Raw genomic sequence first — 18926 nt, 5'->3', positions numbered from 1 at the left:
TCACCCTAGGGCGTGCCGGGCGCCGCGCGGTCGGAGCTTCGTCTACCCTCGGGTACTGAGTACCGGCGATCGGGTATTCAGTACCAGCGGAGAGGGCGTCGCCATGCAGAAGGTCGGGGTCGTCGGGTGTGGCCTGATGGGGTCCGGGATCGCCGAGGTGTCGGCTCGGGCGGGGCTGGACGTGGTGGTGGTCGAGACCGGGCGGGCCGCGATCGACGCCGGGCGCGAGCGGCTGACCGCGTCGCTGGAGCGGGCCGAGCGCAAGGGGAAGGTCGCCAGTGCCGCCGAGGTGCTGGACCGGATCACCCTCACCGGCTCGCTGGAGGACCTGGCCGACCGCGACCTGGTGGTCGAGGCCATCGTGGAGGACGAGGCGGCCAAGGTGGCGCTGTTCCGGCGGCTCGACGACGTCGTGGTCTCACCGGAGGCGCTGCTGGCCTCCAACACCTCGTCCATCCCGATCATGAAGATCGCCACCGCGACGAAGCGGCCCACCCACGTGCTGGGCATCCACTTCTTCAACCCGGTCCCGGTGCTGCCGCTGGTCGAGCTGGTGCCGAGCCTGCTCACCCTGGACGAGACCACCGACCGCGCCGCCGAGTTCGTCGGGACCGCGCTGGGCAAGCACGCGATCCGCAGCAAGGACCGGGCCGGGTTCGTGGTCAACGCGCTGCTGATCCCGTTCATCCTCGCCGCGATCCGGATGCTGGAGTCCGGCTTCGCCGAGCGCGACGACATCGACGAGGGCCTGGTGCGCGGCGCCGCGCACCCGCAGGGCCCGCTGGCGCTGGCCGACCTGATCGGGCTCGACACCACCAGGGCGGTCGCCGAGTCGCTGTACGAGGAGTTCAAGGAACCGCTCTACGCCCCGCCGCCGCTGCTGAACCGGATGGTCGACGCGGGCCTGCTCGGCCGCAAGACCGGCCGCGGCTTCTACACCTACGCCTGAGGAGGGCCGCGCCATGACCGGGTTCGACCTGTTCCGCACCACCGACGACCACGAGGCCCTGCGCGCGGTCGTGCGCGAGCTGGCCGAGGAGCGCATCGCCCCGCACGCCGCGGAGGTCGACGAGCGCGCCGAGTTCCCCAAGCACGCCTACGACGCCCTGGTGGCCGCGGACTTCCACGCCCCGCACGTGCCCGAGTCCCACGGCGGTGCCGGGGCCGACGCGCTGGCCACCTGCATCGTGATCGAGGAGGTGGCGCGGGTGTGCGCGTCGTCCTCGCTGATCCCGGCGGTGAACAAGCTGGGCAGCCTGCCGTTGGTGCTGGCGGGGAGCGAGGAGGTCAAGCAGCGCTACCTCCCGCCGTTGGCCTCCGGGCAGGCCGCGTTCTCCTACGCCCTGTCCGAGCGGGAAGCAGGCTCCGACACCGCCTCCATGCGCTGCCGCGCCACCCCCGACGGCGACGGCTGGGTGCTCGACGGGCAGAAGTCCTGGATCAGCAACGCCGGGTTCTCCGAGTACTACACCGTCCTCGCCGTCACCGACCCCGACGGCCCGCGCGGCTCCAACATCAGCGCGTTCGTCGTGGAGAAGTCCGACCCCGGGTTCTCCTTCGGCGCCAAGGAGAAGAAGCTCGGCATCAAGGGTTCACCGACCCGCGAGCTGCTGTTCGACCGGGTCCGCATCCCCGGCGACCGCATCGTCGGCGAGCCCGGCGAGGGGCTCAAGATCGCCCTGCGCACCCTGGACCACACCAGGGTCACCATCGCCGCCCAGGCCGTCGGCATCGCCCAGGGCGCGCTGGACCACGCCCTGGCCTACGTGCGCGAGCGCCGTCAGTTCGGCAAGCGCATCGCCGACTTCCAGGGCATCCAGTTCATGCTGGCCGACATGGCGATGGCCGTGGAGACCGCCCGGCAGATGGTCTACGCCGCCGCCGCGAAGTCCGAGCGCGGCGACGCGGACCTGTCGTTCTTCGGCGCCGCCGCCAAGTGCCACGCCTCCGACGTCGCCATGCGCGTCACCACCGACGCCGTGCAGCTCCTCGGCGGCTACGGCTACACCCAGGACTTCCCGCTGGAACGCATGATGCGCGACGCCAAGATCACCCAGATCTACGAGGGCACCAACCAGATCCAGCGCGTGGTGATGGCCCGCCACCTGTTGAAGTGACCACTCGGAACTGAGTCGTCCCACCCAGACGCCGCCGTTCCCGGTTCACCGGGGGCGGCGGCGTCGCCCGTTCCCCCGCCTGTGACCGATCGCACCTCGTTTCACTTTTGGAAAAGTTGCACGGATGGAAACGAACGGCCACTGTGGAGGCATGACCGCCGAGCCGGGCCTGCGCGCCCGCAAGAAAGCGGCCACCCGGCTGGCCCTGGGCCACGCCGCGTGGTCGCTGATGCTGGAGCGCGGTCTGGACGCGGTCACCCCGGAGTCGGTCGCCGAGGCGGCCGGGGTGTCCTCGCGGACGTTCCGCAACTACTTCGGCAGCCGGGAGGAGGCGATCGTCGACGAGTGGTCGCGGCGGCACGCCTCGCTCGCCGACGCCGTCCGCGCCCGGCCCGCCGACGAACCGGTGTGGGACTCGCTGCTGGCGGTCCTGCCCCGGGCGCTGACCGACATCGTGGGGGAGCGGGCGGACTTCGCCGTGCTGCTGCGGGTGATCAGCGAGAGCCCGGCGATGCTGGCGCAGAACCTGCTCGCCCTCGACCGCACCGGTCAGTTGCTGGCGGAGGTGATCGCCGAGCGCACCGGCGCCGACGCCGACCGCGACCTGGCGCCGCGGCTGCTGGCGGGCTCGGTGCTCGCCGCGGTCAGCACGGCGGCGACCTTCTGGGTCACCGGCGGCGCGCGGACCGACCTGCCCGACCTGCTCCGCGAGTGCCTGGACCACCTGCGCGCGGGCCTGCCCACCGCCGACCTCGCACCCACCGCCTGACCCCATCGCTTGACCCCATCGCTTGACCTCACCGCCTGATTTCACCGCCTGATCTCACTGCCCGCCCCACTGCCCGGCCCCCCAGGTCCCGCCCCGCACCCGGTCCCCACCGCGGGCGCGCACGCCCCGAACAGGAGAAACACCCCATGGCCACGTTCCTGTACCGGCTCGGCCGGTCCGCCTTCCGCCGCCGATGGCTGGTGACGGTGGCCTGGTTCGGCGTGCTGGCCGCGACCGTCCTCGCCGCGGTGGCCCTGGCCAAGCCGGCCTCCGGCACGTTCGAGATCCCCGGAACCCCGGCGCAGCAGGCGATCGACCTGCTCGGCGAGCGGTTCCCCGCCGTCTCCGCGGGCGGCGCCAGTGCCCGGGTCGTGTTCGCCGCACCGGAGGGGCGCACCCTCGCCGAGCCGGAGTACCGGGCGGCGGTGGAGCGCGCGATCACCGACATCGGCGGGGCCCCGCAGGTCGCGTCGGTCACCGACCCGTTCCAGACCGGGGCGGTGGACCCGACGACCGGCACCATCGGCTACGCGCAGGCCACCTACTCGGTGTCCTCCGCGCTGGTCACCGGGGAGGCCAGGGACGCGCTGATGGCCGCCATCGAGCAGGCCCGCACGTCCGGCCTCACCGTCGAGGCGGGCGGGGACGCGTTGCAGGCGCCGGTGGAGACCGGGGTGGCCGAGGTGCTGGGCATCGCGGTCGCCGCGGTCGTGCTCGTGGTGACCTTCGGGTCGCTGGTGGCGGCCGGGCTGCCGCTGCTGACCGCGCTGCTGGGCATCGGCATCGGCGTCGGGCTGGTCACCGCCGCGGGCCACTTCTTCGACCTGTCCTCCTACACCCCGGTCCTGGCGCTGATGCTGGGGCTGGCGGTGGCGATCGACTACGCGCTGTTCATCGTCTCCCGGTACCGGCACGAGGTCGCGCTCGGCCGCGCCCCGGAGGAGGCCGCGGGCCGCGCGGTCGGCACCGCGGGCTCCGCCGTCGTGTTCGCCGGGCTGACCGTGGTGATCGCGCTGGCCGGGCTGGCGGTCATCGGCATCCCGTTCCTGAGCCAGATGGGGCTGGCCGCGGCGGGCACGGTCGCGATCTCCGTCGTCCTCGCGCTGACCCTGCTGCCCGCGTTGCTCGGCTTCGCGGGGCACCGCCTCCTGGGCCGCCGCGCCCGCGCCGCGCAGGCCGCCGGGTCCGACCGGACCGCCGGGGCCGACCCGGCTGGCGAGCGGGCCAAGGCGCCGATGGGGGAGCGCTGGGTCGCGGCGATCGCGCGCAGGCCGGTGACCGTGCTGCTGACCTGCCTGGTCGCCCTCGGCGTCATCGCCATCCCCGCCCTCGACCTGCGGCTGGGGATGCCCAGCGAGGCGGTGGCCAGCCCGGACAGCACCCAGCGCAAGGCCTACGACCTGCTCGCGGGCGGCTTCGGCCCCGGCGTCAACGGCCCGCTGACCGTCGTCGTCGACACCGGGGGCGAGTCGGTCACCGCGGCGGCCGAGCAGGCCGCGCAGCGCATCGGCGGCCTTCCCGACGTGCTGGCGGTCGTCCCGGTCGCCACCAACCCCGAGGGCAACACCTCGATCCTCACCGTCGTCCCGGCCAGCGCCCCCAACGCCGCCGAGACCCAGGACCTGGTGCGCGCCATCCGCGCCCTCGACGGCACGATCCCCGGCGCGGGCATCGGCGTCACCGGCCTGACCGCGGTCAACATCGACATCTCCACCAAGCTCGACGACGCCCTGGTGCCCTACGTCGCGGTGGTCGTCGGGCTGGCGTTCATCCTGCTGATGCTGGTGTTCCGCTCGCTGCTGGTGCCGCTCAAGGCCACCGCGGGCTTCCTGCTGAGCATCGCGGCCACCCTCGGCGCGGTCGTGGCCGTGTTCCAGTGGGGGTGGCTGGCGGGGGTGTTCGGGGTGGAGCAGCCCGCCCCGATCATCAGCTTCCTGCCGATCTTCCTGGTCGGCATCGTGTTCGGCCTGGCCATGGATTACCAGGTCTTCCTGGTCACCCGGATGCGCGAAGAGCACGTGCACGGCCGCGACGCGCGGATGGCGGTCACCGTCGGGTTCGCCCACGGCGCCCGGGTGGTGACGGCGGCGGCGCTCATCATGATCAGCGTGTTCGCCGGGTTCGTCTTCTCCCCGGAGTCGTTCATCAAGTCCATCGGCTTCGGCCTGGCCATCGCGGTGTTCTTCGACGCGATCGTGGTCCGGATGGTCGTGGTGCCCGCGCTGATGACGCTGTTCGGCCGCGCCGCCTGGTGGCTGCCGCGGTGGCTCGACCGCGTACTGCCCGATGTGGACGTCGAGGGGGAGAAGCTGGTGCAGCACCTGGACCGCGGCGACGCGGGCTCCGCTCCCGAGGCCGAGAAGGTGCTGCGGTGAGCGCCGCCGAGCGCATCGTCCCCGGCCGGTTCGACGGCCACACGGTGATCGTGACCGGTGCCGCCTCCGGCATCGGCCGCGCCACGGCCGCCCGGGTCGCCAGGGAGGGCGGCCGGGTCGTGGCGGTCGACATCGCCGTCGCGGGCCTGGACGCGCTCGCCGCCGAACTGCCGGACGCGGACCTGGTCACCGTCGCGGCCGACATCACCGAGCAGGCCGACGTCGAGCGGATCACCGCCGCGGCCGGGCCGCGCGTCGACGGCCTGGCCAACGTCGCCGGGGTGATGGACGACTTCTCCCCGGTGCACGAGGTGACCGACGAGGCCTGGCGGCGCGTGTTCGCCGTCAACGTCGACGGGATGTTCCGGCTCACCCGGGCGGTCCTCCCGTCGATGCTGGCCGCCGGGCGCGGCTCGGTCGTCAACGTCGCCTCGGAGGCGGCGCTGCGCGGCTCCGCCGCCGGGGCCGCCTACACCGCCTCCAAGCACGCCGTCCTGGGCATCACCCGCAGTTCGGCGTTCATGTACGCCCCGAACGGCATCCGGGTCAACGCGGTGGCGCCGGGCGGCGTGGCCACCGGCATCACCATGAGCGCCACCCCGTCGCAGTTCGGCCTGGGGCGGATGGGCGCCTTCACGGGCCTCATCCCGCCGGTCGCCACCGCGGCGCAGCTCGCCGCGTCGATCACCTTCCTGCTCAGCGACGACGGCGCCAACGTCACCGGCGCCGTCCTCCCGTCCGACGGCGGCTGGTCCGTCCAGTAGGGAGCCCCTTGCGCTGTCCGTCGGCACGGACTAACGTACAACCATGTGGTTGTAGATCAGCTCGGGATTGACGGGCTCAGTGTCGACGAGGTGGACCGCGTGTTCCACGCCCTCGCCGACAGCACCCGCCGGGACATCATCGGCCGGGTGCTGCGCGCGGAGCAGTCGGTCTCGGAGCTGGCCCGGCGCTACGAGATGAGCTTCGCCGCGGTGCAGAAGCACGTCGCGGTGCTCGAACGGGCCGCGCTCGTGCGCAAGCAGCGGCGGGGGAGGGAGCAGATCGTGCACGGCAACGCCGACACCCTGCGCAAGGCAGCCCGCCTGCTCGACCGGTACGAGCAGCTCTGGCGCCACCGCGCCCAGGCCATTTCGGACATCCTGTCCGAGGACAGCGGCAAGAGCGAGAAGAGGACAGACAAGTGACCGTGACCAGCGTCCACAAGGACCCCGAGGCGTTGAGCATGACGTTCACCGCCGAGTTCCCCGCCCCCGTCGAGCGGGTGTGGCAGATCTGGGAGGACCCGCGCCAACTGGAGCGCTGGTGGGGTCCGCCGACCTGGCCCGCCACCTTCGACGAGCACGACGTCACCGTGGGCGGCGGCTCCGCCTACTACATGACCGGCCCCGAGGGTGAGAAGGCCCGCGGCTGGTGGCGGTTCACCCTGGTCGAGGCCCCCAACCGCCTGGAGTTCGACGACGGCTTCGCCGACGACGACGGCAAGCAGTTGCCCGACCCCGCCCCGGTGCACTGCGTGGTCACCCTGGAGGCGACCGCCGAGGGCACCCGGATGGTCACCGCCAGCACCTTCTCCAGCGCCGAGCACCTGGAGCAGATGGTGAACATGGGCATGGAAGAGGGGATGCGCGAGGCCATGGGCCAGATCGACGCGATCCTCGCGGGGAGCTGAGCAAGTCCACAGTGGAGGGGCCCCGGCCGGGGCCCCTCCACCGCGTTCAGGACAGGCGCAGCACGCTGCCCTCGCCGTTGGCCGACAGGTAGAGCGAACCGTCCGGTCCGACCGCGAGACCGGCGAACTGCCTCGGCGCACCGAGCATCCCGTGGCAGAACAGCGCCGGGTCCTCCCGGGTGACCCCGCCCGGCAGGCCGACCGCCAGGTTCTCCGCGTCCACCCGGCTTTCCCCGGTCACCAGGGAGATCGCGGTCAGCCGCCGGTGCTCGACCTCCACCACGAACACCTCATCACCGCGCACCGCCAACCCCTGCGGCGCACCAAGGCCCTCCGCGACGAGGACCGCCTTCCCGTCGTCGATCCTGAACACCGCGCCGCGCCGCTCATCGCTGACGTAGCAGCGTTCCTCGCCGTCCAGGGCGACGTCCACCGGCTGCGCCAAGCCCTCCACGAGCACGGTCACCACGTCCTCGGCGTCGATGAGCAGGACCCGGCCCGCGCCCGACTCGGCGACCACGAGCGCGCCGTCCGCGCGGACCGCGATCCCCATCGGGCGGGCCAGCCGCTCCGCCCGCACCCGCGTGGTCTTCGCCACCGGGTCGAAGGTCCGCACGTCGCCGTACTGCGAGGTCAGGTGCACCAGTCCGGCGCTGTCGGTGGTGATGCCGTGGGCGAAGACCAGCAGTTCCCGCGTGCTCACCCCGTCCGGCTCCGGGGTTGCCAGCCGGTAGTGGTCGGCGGCCAGCACGTTGCCGCCGAAGTCGACCGTCACGCCGAACGGGCCGTCGAGGCCCTGCGGCACGATCGGCCGGGTGCGGCCGTCCGGGTGCAGTTCGGCGACCCCGCCGCTGGCGAAGCTGGAGACGTACATCCGGTTCTCCGCGTCGAACGCCGCGTTGTCCAGCCCCACGACCCCGCTGGTGACCAGCGTCCGCTCCCCGCTGCCCAGGTCGATCCGGGTCACGATGCCCGCCACCCCCCGGGAGAGCACCACCAGGTTCCCGTCGAGGTCGAAGCGCACCGCGACGGGTTCGTGCACGTCCTCGGCGACCAGCTCGGCCGGGCCGCCATCGGGGTGGGTGCGGAACACCTCGCCGGTCAGCATGTGCGGGTAGTACAGGTGCCCGTCCGGGCCGCGCTGCATCGCGTTGCCCATGGCCAGGCCCTCGGCGAGGACGACCGGGTCGCCGCCGCCGGGGAACAGCTCCAGCACGCGGCCGTCGAACTTCATCTCGTTGACGAACAGCCGGTCGCCGACGCAGGTGATCCCGTTGGGCACCTGCACCTCGTCGGACACCAGCGCGTACTCACCGGCCGGGCTGCGCCGCCACACCCGGCCGGGGATCAGGTCGGTGATGTACATCGACCCGTCCGCACCGAAGGCCAAGTCGTCCGGTGCCTGCACCGGGCCGTCCACCGGCACCACCACCTCCACGTCCCCGGAGGCGAGGTCGACCGCGCTGATCTGCCCGGCGAGGAACTGCGCCACGTACAGCCGCCCGTCCGGGCCGAACGCCACCCCGTTCGACCCCCACAGCGGGCTCGGCGGGGTCAGCCGCCGCACGTCCCAGCGGGTGCTCGTCGGGTGCTCGCGCCCGGTGCCGTCGAACCGGTTGGGCCGCGTCACTTCGCCTCCACCAGCACGTCGTCCAGGCCGCCCTCGTCGCGCCAGCGCCGCAGCTCCGCGTGGAAGGCCACCGGCCCGTCGCCGTAGGACTCGCTGCGCGCCCTCGGCTGGCCCTCGTTGTTGTAGTAGCCGGGGGTGCACTCGGCCTGGAACCGGTGCTGGTCCGGCGCCTTCTCCCGGATCGTGGCCACCCAGGCGGCCTCCGCCTCGGCGCTGGGCTCGACGTACCGGGCCCGGCGCTCCTCGGCTGCGGCGACCACCGCGGCCACGTGCGTGGCCTGCTCGTCGAGGATGTGCACGTAGTTCACCGAGCTGGCGTTCTGCAAGGGGCCCAGGTTGAACAGGTTCGGGAAGCCGTGGCTGCTGAACCCGTGCAGCGTCCTCGGCCCGGTGCCCCAGTGCTCGAACAGCGACTTCCCGCCCCGGCCGTGCACCGGCAGCAGCCCGGACAGGATGCCGGAGCGGCCCACCTCGAACCCGGTGGCGAAGATGATGCAGTCGACCGGGTACTCCACCCCGTCCACCACCACGGCCTTCTCCGTGACGCGCTCGACGCCCCCGTGGTCGGCGGTGTCGACCAGCGTCACGTCGGGTCGGTTGAACGCGTCCAGGTAGTGGTCGCTGAACGTCGGCCGCTTGCACATGTAGCGGTACCAGGGCTTGAGCGCTTCCGCCGTCTCCGGGTCCTCGACGGTGGACTCGACCCGGGAGCGGATCTCGTTCATCTTCTGGAAGTCGACGATCTCGTTGACGTACTCGCGCTCCTGCGGAGACAGGTCGGAGTAGGCGTTGCTGGGGATGAGGTTCTGCAACAGGCGGGCGCTGCCGGTCCACCCGTCGGCCACCAGGTCCCGCTCCACCTGCTCACCGCTCACGACGGTGAGGAAGTTCTCCATCCGCTCCCGCTGCCACCCCGGCGCCAGCGACGCGGCCCACTCCGGGTCGGTCCGCCGGTTGCCCCGCACGTCCACCGACGACGGCGTGCGCTGGAACACGTACAGGTGCTCGGCGTCGCGCGCCAGGTGCGGCACCACCTGGATGGCGGTCGCCCCCGTGCCGATCAGCGCGACCCGCTTGTCCGCCAACCTGTCCAGCCCGCCGTCGGCGCTGCCGCCGGTGTAGTCGTAGTCCCAGCGGCTGGTGTGGAAGGTGTGACCCTGGAACGACTCGATGCCGGGGATGCCGGGCAGCTTCGGCCTGCTCAGCGTTCCGGTCGACGTGATCACGTAGCGCGCCCGCACCCGGTCGCCCCGGTCGGTCTCCACCACCCACTCCGAGGTGTCGTCGTCCCAGCGCAGCGCGGTCACCCTCGTCTGGAAGCAGGCGTCGCGGTAGAGGTCGAAGTGCCTGCCGATCGCGCGGGCGTGCTGCCGGATCTCCTCGCCGGGGGAGTACTTCCACTCCGGGACGTAACCGATCTCCTCCAGCAGCGGCAGGTAGACGTAGGACTCGATGTCGCAGTGGATGCCGGGGTAGCGGTTCCAGTACCAGGTCCCGCCGAAGTCGCTGCCCTCCTCGATCACCCGGATGCCCGCCACCCCCGCCTGCCGCAGCCGGGCCCCCGCGAGCAACCCGCCGAACCCGCCGCCGACGAGCACCACCTCGACCCGGTCGGTCAGCGGTCCCCGGTCGCGCTCGGTCTCCGCGTAGGGGTCGTCGGCGTAGTAGCCGAAGTCGCCGTCGGCGGAGCGGTACTGCGCGTTCCCGTCGGGCCGGACCCGGCGGTCCCGCTCCGCCCGGTACCGCGCGCGCAGCTCGTCGGGGTCGAAGCCCAGGTCGTCCGGGACCAGGTGATCAGGGGGCGTGGGCATGCGGGCCTCTCTGCTGTGGGGACCGGGGTGTCGGCGGGCGCGCCGCGTGCGAACACCGGGTGTCCGCGCGGACGCGCTCCGCAACCAGTCAAGCGGCACCGAACTACGTAAGTCAAGTGACTGAATTACACCGTACCGGTTCCCGCGAGCACCCCACCGCCCGCTCGCTCAGTGCAGGTGCGCCCGGAAGTACCCCTCGATCCGCGCCCACGCGTCGGCCGCCGCAGCCGGGTGCGGCCCGATGCCCGCGACGCGCCACAGGGGGCGCAACCAGCCGGGGCCGACCTCGTCGTCGTTGAGGAAGGCGTGGTTGGCCTCCGGGTACTCCTTGACGTCGTGCTCGACGCCGAGGGTGGTCAGGGCGGTGTCGAGCTGGGCCGCCGCCCCGCGCAGGGTGAGGTCGCGCCCGCCGAAGCTGCCGACGATCGGGCAGGCCCCCGCCAAGGTCGTCAGGGGATCGGGGGGCAGGTGGGCGTAGTTGACGGCGGCAGCCGCGTAGTCGCCGGAGGCTGCGGTCATCAGCGCGAAACCGCCGCCCAGGCAGAAGCCGATGATGCCGGTCTTGCCGGTGCAGTCGGGCAGGGCCAGCAGGTGGTCGCGGGCGGCGGCGATGTCGGCGTAGGCGCGCCCCTTGCCGGTCATCGACGCCCGCATGGTCGCCACCAGGCACCGGGCGGCACCACCCTGGCTGAACAGGTCGACGGCGAGGGCCAGGTAACCCAGGTCGGCGAGCCGATCGGCCTGCCTGCGCACGACGTCGTTCATCCCGAAGACCTCGTGCAGCACCACGACCCCCGGCCACGGTCCTTCACCCGAGGGGGTGGCGAGGTAGCCGCGCAGCGGCTGCGAACCCGCCCTGGCGGCGGCGAGGGAACTCAGGTCTACTTCGGGCACGGTGTCCTCCACGGTCTCAGCAGTGGTCGGCACGGTAGACCGAACCGGGCCGCGGAGTCGTCCCACCGCACTTACGATGGCGGCTGTGAAGCGCCTCGACCCACGCGGTGTCCCGGACACCCCGACCTACCCCGAGGTCGGGGCGACGGCGGGGGAGCCGCCTGTCGGGTACCGGGTGGTCGAGGTGAGCAGGCGGTTGCCCGCCGGGGCGGACTTCTCGGCGGCGGTCGAGGACCTGATGCGGTGGCGCGTGCACGAACGCGCGGGTTTTCGGGTGGCCGCTTCGACGGAGTCGGCTGTCGCCGGTTCGGTGGTGGTGCTGCGGTTGGGGCTCGTGCTGCGGATTCCCTGTCGGGTGATCTACGTCGTGGACGAGCCGGATCGGCGGGGGTTCGCCTACGGGACGTTGCCGGGCAATCCGGTCAGCGGTGAGGAGGTGTTCCTCCTGCACCGTGGCGCCGATGGTCGGGTGACTTTCCGGATCACGGCTTTCTCGCGGCCCGCTTCGGTGCTGTCGCGTGCCTCCGGGGCGGTGGGGCGTGGGTTCCAGGACTTCATGACCAGGCGGTACCTCAAGGGGGTTTGACCGCGTCAGAGGAGTTGGGCGAGGTCGAGCAGTTCGCCGTACCAGTCGGCGGAGGGGTTCAGGAGGGCGGCGGCCTCCGCGGGTGGGCAGGCGCGGACCTCGACCACCTGCTCCCCGTCGGGTGGGTTGGTCGGGGTGGAGTCGAGGACCACGTCGGCGACGCACCAGAGCCAGGCGAATTCCGGGTGCGGCTGGTGGGGGCGGTAGGGGCGTGGGCGGTCGGTCACCGCGTGGTGGGCGCCGAGCGCGCGCAGGGGGCCGACGATGCGGGCGCCCGCTTCCTCCAGCATCTCCCGGGCGGCGCAGTCCTCGGTGGACTCGTCCGGTTCGCGGGTGCCGCCGGGGAGGAACCAGTGGTCGGTCCCGTCGCGGCAGATCACGACCCGGTCGCCGACCCGGCCCACCAGGTGCACGTTCGTCACCGCGTCGGGGTCCGGTGGGACGGTGCTGAACCGGGCGTCGATGCCGCCCCAGTCCCAGCGCTGCGGGGCGAACAGCCGGGGCAGGGCCGCCGCCCAGTCGGTGACCACGATCGGCTCCCGGTGGTGGTCCCGGTCGGCCGGGCACTCCCACAGCGCGTTGCCGTCCACCAGCCGGGCCGACAGCGGGTGCCGGTGCCCTGGGCACGCGGGCAAGGCGGCCCCGAACAGTTCCGCCACGTGCTCGACGGCCCGGTCCTGGAGCTGATCGGCCATCCGCACCGTTCCCCCGGCCCGGCCGATGCCCAGCGGGAAGAAGACCGGCATGGGGGTCTCGCCACCGAACTCCACGACCAACCCGTCCGAGTCGTGCGGCCGCACGTCCGAGACCCGCCACGCGGGACCGTGGAGACCGAGCCGAGCTAACACCTGCTCTGCCGCGGACCTCGCGTAGTCGACATCTCCGGGATCAGTCACGCGCCCACTATCCCGCAAGGGCACTCCCGGGCGCCGGTGGTTATCGTGGACCGACTGGTGACCAGCGCTTTCTCCGGAGAAACCCACCTCCGGCACAGCCCCGCCGCCGATCCGATGGGAGCACGCATGTCGACCACCCCGGTGCGCAACTGGGCGGGCAACGTCACCTATGGCGCCACCCGGCTGCACCGCCCGAGGAGCCTCGACGAGCTGCGCGCCCTCGTCGCAGGCGCCGACCGCATCCGGGCCGTGGGCAGCGGGCACTCGTTCAACGGCGTCGCCGACACCACCGGCGAACTGGTCACCCTCGACCGGATGCCAGCCACCTTCGAGGTCGACCGGGACGCCGGGGCGGTGACCGTGGCCGCGGGCATGACCTACGGGGAGGTCGTGGTCGCCCTGCACGACGCGGGCCTGGCCCTGGGCACCCTGGCGTCGCTGCCGCACATCTCGGTCGCCGGGTCCTGCGCCACCGGCACCCACGGCTCCGGCGACACCGAGCGCTGCCTGGCCGCCGCGGTCCGCGCCCTGCGCCTGATCGGCCCGGACGGCGACGTGGTCGACCTCGACGGAGACACCCTGCCCGGGGCGGTCGTCGCGCTCGGCGGCCTCGGCGTGGTCACCCACCTCACCCTGGGCGTGGAGCCCGCGTACGACATGCGCCAGTCCGTCCGGCTGGGGGTGCCGCTGGACGAGGTGGCGGGCGCGGTGGACGAGGTGTTCGGCGCGGGCCACAGCGTCAGCGTCTTCACCGATTGGCGCTCCGGCACCGGCTCGGTCTTCCTCAAGCAGCGCGTGGACCGGGAGGCGAGCGGCTGGGCGGGCGGCAGGCCCGCCGCGGAGCTGGTCCACCCCGTCCCCGGCATGTCGACCGACTCCAGCACCGCCCAGCTCGACGTGGTCGGCCCCTGGTTCGAGCGGCTGCCCCACTTCCGCGCGGACCGGCTCCCGAGCAGCGCGGGCAACGAGTTGCAGTCGGAGCTGTACCTGCCCAGGTCCCAGGCCCCGGCGGCCTTCGCCGCCCTGCGCGAGCTGGGTGAGCTGATGGCCCCGGTCCTCCAGGTCGCCGAGGTCCGCACCGTCGCCGCCGACGACCTGTGGCTCAGCCCCGCCCACCACCGCGACTCGGTGACGATCCACTTCACCTGGGTCCTCGACCCCGCCGCGGTCTTGCCGGTCATCGCCGCCGTCGAACGGCGCCTGCACCCCTTGGGCGCCCGCCCGCACTGGGGCAAGCTGACCACCCTGCCCCCGGCGGAGGTCACCGCCGCCTACGACCGCGCCGCCGACTTCACCCGCCTGCGGTCCACATTGGACCCGACGGGAAAGTTCACCAACGCCCTGCTCGACGCCCACTTCCCGACCCGTTGACCCCGTCCGGCGCCTCCCCGGCTCGGACGTCGGTGTCGTGGCGGGGCAGCAGGAACGGTGTCCCGAGGATGAGGACACCGGCGGCGGCGATCGCGATCCGGGGGCTGGTGATGCCCGCCAGCAGGCCCCACAGCGCGGTCGTGGCCGCCGTGGTGGCCTTGCTGGTGACCGACCACGCGGTCAGGGTGCGCACGACCCGGTCCGTGGCGGTGTGGTGCAGCCGGTACGTGGCGAACACCGGGTTGAACACGCCGAAGCAGGTGATCATCGCCAGTTCCACGGCCACCACCAGGAGCAGACCGGTGGGGCCGGGGTGGACGAAGGCGAGCCCGAGCAGCCAGCACGGGCGCAGCACCCCGACGGTCAGCATGACCCGGTGCCGCCCGAAGCGGGTGACCAGACCGCGCGACAGGCGGGCGCCGAGGAGGCCGCCGACGCAGGGGACGCCGAAGGCCAGGCCGTACTGCCACGGGGTGAACCCCAGGTCGGCGAGCATGAGGACGGCGAGCGGGGGCGCGGTTGCCATGATCAGGCTGTTCACCAGGACCGTGTTCAGGAACAGCGGGCGCAGGGTGGGGTGGGTCAGGATGTGCCGCCACCCCTCGACCACGTCGTGGAGGCGCAGTCGGTGCGTGCCGGTGCGCTCGGGCGGCTCCTCGGTGCCGCCGATCGCGCGGAGGCCCGCCGCCGAGAGCAGGTAGCTGATCGCGTTGACGACCACCGTCGTGACCGGGCCGAACAGGCCGATCAGGACCCCGCCGAGCGGTGGTCCGAGCGCGGTGGTGGTCCAGGCCGTCGACTCGAACCGCCCGTTGGCGACGAGCAGGTCCCCGGGGGCCACCAGAGCCTTCAGGTAGGCGCCGCTCGCCGCGGTGAAGGTGATGTCGGCTGTGGCGACGACGGCGGAGACGGCCAGCAGTTGCGCGAAGGTCAGCCACCCGGCGGCGAAAGCGGCCGGGACGCTGAGCACCGCGGCGCACCGGACCAGGTCCATCGCCACCATCACCGGCCGCTTGCGGCGGAACTCCACCCACGGCCCGAGCGGCACCGCGACCACCGCCCCCGCCGCGAGCCCCACCGCCGCCAGCATCGACACCGCGGTCGGCCCCGCGTCCAGCACGCGGATGGCGATCAGGGCGAACGCGTCGAAGGCGAGCCACGTGCCGACCGCGCTGGTCGCGTACGCCGCCCACAACCACCGGAACTGCCGCCCCAGCGCCACCCCGCTCAGCCCCGACCGGTCGGGAGGGCGCACGCCGGGCGGGCCTCGGATGTCGACTCGAACCGGTGTGCGGCGGGCAGGTCGGTCCCCGGGGCCGGGCACGCCTCCGGGGTGGTCGGGTCCGGCCCGCGGGCCGGGGCGGTGGTGCTGGTCAAGGACGTCCTCCCGGGGCTTGGCGGAGGCGCCAGACTAGTGGGTGGCCGGGGCGGCGATCGCCACCTCGTCACCGCCGGTGGCGGCCGGGTCCGTCACCACCCCCAGCGGTGGCGGACCCGGCCCGCCCGTCATCCCCTCGGTTCCTCCCGCAGCGGCTTCACCGAGGCCGGGAGGGCTGAGGTCGTGGTGTCCACATAGGTCACGTCGAACGTCCCGGAGTAGGCCAGCACCAGCCCGCGCAGCGGGTTGGTGACCCGGACCGCGATCCGGAACCGGCCCAGCTCGTCGTCGAAGCTCTCCCGCACGTCGGCCGCGCCGGTCAGGGCGGTGGGCCAGCGGACGTCGAGCCGCAGGCCGCGCACCCGCTGCTCCCCGGAGCGGATGCGCAGTTCGCCGCGCTCGCCCACCTCGGGCCGCAGGTCGACGGCGACGTGCTGGTGGGTGCCCAGGTAGTCCACGACGCAGCCGCGCTCGTCGTTGTAGACCATGGTCGCGTCGAAGCGCCTGCGCCGGTGCGGGAACTCGAAGGTGCGCACGAAGGTCAGCGTGTCCCGCCCGTACCGGTCCAGGTAGGCGTGGTTCTCGATGGTGAAGGGGATGTCGGTGCCCCGCTCCGGGAACAGGATGTTCCTGCTCGCGCCGAGCGCCAACAGCGGCCGCGCGATCCCCGCCCTCGGCCAGATCCGCCGCATGACCCCGGTGCCGACGCAGCCGCGCCCGTCGCCCGCGGCGAAGCCGAACCGCTCGCGCAGCCTCGGGTGCAGGCGGTCGAAGTCCCCGCCCAGGGCGCGCTGGAAGATCGAGGTCATCGCTGCTCCAGGCGGGCGAGGGTGGCGGGGGCGGTCGCGGAGAACCGGTCCGGTGGCGTTCGCAGGCACCGCCGCGCCGCCGGGGTGCCCGGTGACGGCGGGATCAGCGCGACCGCGACCCCGGCGACGAGCGCCGCGGGCGGGCTGAACCCGGCGACCGCCGCGGTGGCGGCCAGGCGCCAGGCCACGTCCAGGGCGGTGGTGCGCAGCGACGCCTCCGGGGTGGTGCCGCGCTCGGCCCAGAGCCGCAGCCGGTCGAACGACCACGCCGTGCCCCACCCCATCAGCGGCCGGAACACCCGGTCGACCACCCGGTGCCGGGGCGTGTAGTCGTAGCCGGTCAGGAACCGCACACCCCCACCGGACGGCACATACCGCCAGTAGCCCGCCCCCGCCACGATCGGCGACAACGGGTGCCCTGACGAGAACCGCAACGCTGATGTGCGCGTGCCGTCCGGCCTGGTCCGCTCGCCCACCGTCGTGCCGGTACCGCCGATCCGCAGCCCCGGCAGCACGCGCGTGGCGTACCGGAACCGCTGCGGCTCGGTGCCCGGAACGGGGTCGATGGTGGTGAACCGCAGATCCCACCGCTGGTGCAGCCGGGGGTCCCGGGTCAGCTCCCACACCCGGTCCAGATCAGCTCTGACCAGCGTCTCCACGTACAAGCCCCGCATGGCGCCCCCAGATTTGAGCAGTCGCTCAACAGCTCGGGCATGACCATAGCCCATTGTTGAGCGACTGCTCAAGAGTGGTGTGCCACAGCGCTCAGCGCCGATGCTCCGGGTTTCGCCCGCCGCCCGGGGGGAACCACTTCCAGTCTTGAGTGGACCCGACAGCGGGAGGAACCAGATGCGCGCGACCTTGATCTACGGAGCCGGTGACGTGCGGGTGGAGGACGTGCCGGACCCCCGGCTGCACGAGCCCACCGACGCGGTGGTGCGGGTGCTGCGGTCGTGCGTCTGCGGCAGCGACCTGTGGCCCTACGGCGCCAAGGAGGACGCGACCGAGGGCGACCGCATCGGCCACGAGTTCCTCGGCGTGGTCGAGGAGGTCGGCTCGGAGGTGTCCGGGCTGGTCGGGGGCGACGTGGTCGTCGCGCCGTTCGTCTGGGCGGACAACACCTGCGACTTCTGCACCGAGGGGTTGCAGACCTCGTGCAGGCACGGCGGCCAGTGGGGCGCCCCCGGGGTCGACGGCGGGCAGGGCGAAGCGGTGCGGGTGCCGCAGGCGCAGGGCACCCTGGTGAAGCTCCCCGTCGGCGAGGACTCGACGCTGCTGCCGTCGCTGCTGACGCTGTCGGACGTGTTCCCCACCGGGCACCACTGCGCGGTGACCGCCCGGGTGGGGCCGCGCACCACCGTGACCGTGATCGGTGACGGCGCGGTCGGGCTGTCAGCGGTGCTGGCGGCCAAGCGGCTCGGCGCCGAGCGGATCATCCTGATGGGGCGGCACACCGACCGCACCGACCTGGGCCGCGAGTTCGGGGCCACCGACGTCGTCGCCGAGCGCGGCGCGGAGGGTGTCGAGAAGGTCAGAGAACTGACCGACGGCGACGGCACCCACGCGGTGCTGGAGTGCGTCGGCCTCAAGCCCGCCCTGGAGACCGCGTTCGGCGTGGTGCGCGCAGGCGGCGTGGTCAGCCGGGTCGGGGCGCCGCAGTACTCCGACGTGCCGATGGACGGGGGCCTGTTCATGCGCAACATCACCCTGACCGGCGGCGTCGCCCCCGCCCGCGCCTACATCGAGGAACTGCTCCCCGACATCCTCGACGGCGCGGTCGAGCCGGGCCGGGTCTTCGACCGCACGGTGGGCCTGGACGAGGTGCCGGACGGCTACCGGGCGATGGCCGACCGCAAGGCGCTCAAGGTGCTGATCCGCCCCTGACCGCGTTTCCACCGGGCCGATGATTCGCGGCCGGTGGAGGAGTCTCACCCGGGAGATGTCCCACACCCGGAGGAGGAGACCCCTGTGATCGACATGCGCGAGACGTGCGCTGAGGTGGCTGCGCTGGTCGAGGAGGTGCGCGACGACCAACTGGCTGCCCCTACCCTGTGCGCTGAGTACACGGTTGCCGACCTGCTCGACCACCTGGACGGGGTGGCGGTGGGGTTCACCGTCGCTGCGGGTTCCAGCGTCGGAGCGGGTGGCCCGCGTGACCGGGTTGGGCTGGCCGACCGGCTTCGCGGCCTGGCTGGGGCCTGGGCCGTTCCGGCTGTGTGGGAAGGGGAGACCGAGGGGCCTGGGGGACTCGTTCTGCCGAACGCGGTGTGGGGGCGGATCGCGCTGACCGAGGTCGTGGTGCACGGGTGGGACCTGGCCACGGCGACCGGCAACGGGCTCGTGCTGCCTGAGGACGCTCTGCGTGCCTGCTACGAGCATGTGGTCCGGTTTGTTCCCGGGGCTCCGCTGCCTGAGCTTTGGGGGCCGCCTGTGGCTGTTGCTCCGGATGCGCCGTTGCTGGATCGCATTCTGGGTATCACCGGTCGCGCTCCGGTGTAGCGGGCTGGAGGCTGGGCTTTGGTGGGTGGATGTGCTCGGCCGCGCGCTTCGGCTCAGGCCCGGGCTTGTGTGGGTGTGCCCGGCTGGGTGGATGTGTTTGGCCGGGGCCCCTATGGCGA

General features: G+C 73.0%; 19 protein-coding genes. 11 read left to right on the top strand and 8 right to left on the bottom strand.

Features of this window, described 5'->3' with window-relative positions; all coding sequences use genetic code 11:
* Nucleotides 1-103 precede the first annotated feature (103 nt).
* The 7 genes from UO65_RS17765 (at nt 104) to UO65_RS17735 (ending at nt 6933) form a co-directional block, all read left to right on the top strand.
* Nucleotides 104-949: a 3-hydroxybutyryl-CoA dehydrogenase gene (locus UO65_RS17765; RefSeq protein ID WP_035283969.1), complete on the top strand. Its 846-nt coding sequence runs from the start codon at nt 104-106 to the stop codon at nt 947-949.
* 13 nt (nt 950-962) lie between these two features.
* Nucleotides 963-2117, top strand: coding sequence for an acyl-CoA dehydrogenase family protein (locus UO65_RS17760; RefSeq protein WP_035283967.1), 1155 nt, complete (start codon nt 963-965; stop codon nt 2115-2117).
* Between the two features lie 151 nt (nt 2118-2268).
* On the top strand, nt 2269-2886 hold the full coding sequence (locus UO65_RS17755; RefSeq protein ID WP_035283966.1) for a TetR/AcrR family transcriptional regulator: 618 nt from the start codon (nt 2269-2271) through the stop codon (nt 2884-2886).
* A gap of 146 nt (nt 2887-3032) precedes the next feature.
* Complete coding sequence (locus UO65_RS17750; RefSeq protein WP_035283964.1) at nt 3033-5261, top strand: MMPL family transporter; 2229 nt, start codon at nt 3033-3035, stop codon at nt 5259-5261.
* A complete protein-coding gene (locus UO65_RS35925) occupies nt 5258-6025 on the top strand; it encodes an SDR family NAD(P)-dependent oxidoreductase (RefSeq protein ID WP_200873393.1) in 768 nt (255 codons plus the stop codon). The genes UO65_RS17750 and UO65_RS35925 overlap by 4 nt, the downstream gene beginning before the upstream one ends.
* Nucleotides 6026-6115: 90 nt before the next feature.
* The gene (locus UO65_RS17740) at nt 6116-6448 is read left to right on the top strand and encodes an ArsR/SmtB family transcription factor (RefSeq protein WP_233427710.1); all 333 of its coding nucleotides are present in this window, start codon (nt 6116-6118) and stop codon (nt 6446-6448) included.
* Nucleotides 6445-6933 carry an SRPBCC family protein gene (locus UO65_RS17735; protein WP_035283962.1) on the top strand — a complete coding sequence of 163 codons (489 nt, stop codon included), beginning with the start codon at nt 6445-6447 and terminating at the stop codon, nt 6931-6933. Before UO65_RS17740 ends, UO65_RS17735 begins: the two co-directional genes overlap by 4 nt.
* 46 nt (nt 6934-6979) lie before the next feature.
* Here UO65_RS17735 and UO65_RS17730 read toward each other — a convergent pair whose 3' ends face one another.
* The 3 genes from UO65_RS17730 to UO65_RS17720 form a co-directional block, all read right to left on the bottom strand.
* Nucleotides 6980-8563 (bottom strand): NHL repeat-containing protein, encoded by a 1584-nt coding sequence (locus UO65_RS17730; RefSeq protein ID WP_035283961.1) that lies wholly within the window; start codon nt 8561-8563, stop codon nt 6980-6982.
* Nucleotides 8560-10374, bottom strand: a complete 1815-nt coding sequence (locus tag UO65_RS17725) for a flavin-containing monooxygenase (RefSeq protein ID WP_035283960.1) — start codon at nt 10372-10374, stop codon at nt 8560-8562. Before UO65_RS17725 ends, UO65_RS17730 begins: the two co-directional genes overlap by 4 nt.
* A 168-nt stretch (nt 10375-10542) precedes the next feature.
* Nucleotides 10543-11268, bottom strand: coding sequence for a dienelactone hydrolase family protein (locus UO65_RS17720; protein ID WP_052021303.1), 726 nt, complete (start codon nt 11266-11268; stop codon nt 10543-10545).
* A gap of 85 nt (nt 11269-11353) precedes the next feature.
* On the opposite strand from UO65_RS17720, the gene UO65_RS17715 reads away from it, so the two are divergent.
* Nucleotides 11354-11854, top strand: coding sequence for a DUF1990 domain-containing protein (locus UO65_RS17715; RefSeq protein WP_233427708.1), 501 nt, complete (start codon nt 11354-11356; stop codon nt 11852-11854).
* Between the two features lie 5 nt (nt 11855-11859).
* On the opposite strand, the gene UO65_RS17710 is transcribed toward UO65_RS17715, so the two are convergent.
* Complete coding sequence (locus tag UO65_RS17710; protein WP_233427704.1) at nt 11860-12654, bottom strand: NUDIX domain-containing protein; 795 nt, start codon at nt 12652-12654, stop codon at nt 11860-11862.
* Between the two features lie 222 nt (nt 12655-12876).
* On the opposite strand from UO65_RS17710, the gene UO65_RS17705 reads away from it, so the two are divergent.
* Nucleotides 12877-14121, top strand: coding sequence for an FAD-binding protein (locus tag UO65_RS17705; RefSeq protein ID WP_035283956.1), 1245 nt, complete (start codon nt 12877-12879; stop codon nt 14119-14121).
* Here UO65_RS17705 and UO65_RS17700 read toward each other — a convergent pair.
* The 4 genes from UO65_RS17700 to UO65_RS17690 all read right to left on the bottom strand — a co-directional run bounded on the left by UO65_RS17700 (nt 14081) and on the right by UO65_RS17690 (nt 16982).
* Nucleotides 14081-15376, bottom strand: coding sequence for an MFS transporter (locus UO65_RS17700; protein ID WP_233427701.1), 1296 nt, complete (start codon nt 15374-15376; stop codon nt 14081-14083). The genes UO65_RS17705 and UO65_RS17700 overlap by 41 nt on opposite strands.
* On the bottom strand, nt 15349-15498 hold the full coding sequence (locus UO65_RS36795) for a hypothetical protein (RefSeq protein ID WP_161784476.1): 150 nt from the start codon (nt 15496-15498) through the stop codon (nt 15349-15351). Before UO65_RS36795 ends, UO65_RS17700 begins: the two co-directional genes overlap by 28 nt.
* Before the next feature lie 129 nt (nt 15499-15627).
* Complete coding sequence (locus tag UO65_RS17695; protein ID WP_035283954.1) at nt 15628-16308, bottom strand: DUF4166 domain-containing protein; 681 nt, start codon at nt 16306-16308, stop codon at nt 15628-15630.
* Complete coding sequence (locus UO65_RS17690) at nt 16305-16982, bottom strand: SRPBCC family protein (protein ID WP_035283952.1); 678 nt, start codon at nt 16980-16982, stop codon at nt 16305-16307. Before UO65_RS17690 ends, UO65_RS17695 begins: the two co-directional genes overlap by 4 nt.
* A gap of 175 nt (nt 16983-17157) precedes the next feature.
* Between UO65_RS17690 and UO65_RS17685 the strand changes: the two genes are divergently transcribed.
* Together UO65_RS17685 and UO65_RS17680 are read left to right on the top strand one after the other, a co-directional pair.
* Nucleotides 17158-18192, top strand: coding sequence for a zinc-binding dehydrogenase (locus tag UO65_RS17685; RefSeq protein WP_035283950.1), 1035 nt, complete (start codon nt 17158-17160; stop codon nt 18190-18192).
* A 93-nt stretch (nt 18193-18285) separates the two neighbouring features.
* Nucleotides 18286-18807: a TIGR03086 family metal-binding protein gene (locus UO65_RS17680; protein WP_233427712.1), complete on the top strand. Its 522-nt coding sequence runs from the start codon at nt 18286-18288 to the stop codon at nt 18805-18807.
* Nucleotides 18808-18926 lie beyond the last annotated feature (119 nt).

The organism is Actinokineospora spheciospongiae (assembly GCF_000564855.1).
Taxonomy (GTDB): Bacteria; Actinomycetota; Actinomycetes; order Mycobacteriales; family Pseudonocardiaceae; genus Actinokineospora; species Actinokineospora spheciospongiae.
The sequence above is the reverse complement of the archived record's forward strand: the minus strand, read 5'-3'. Positions and strand labels throughout refer to the sequence as shown.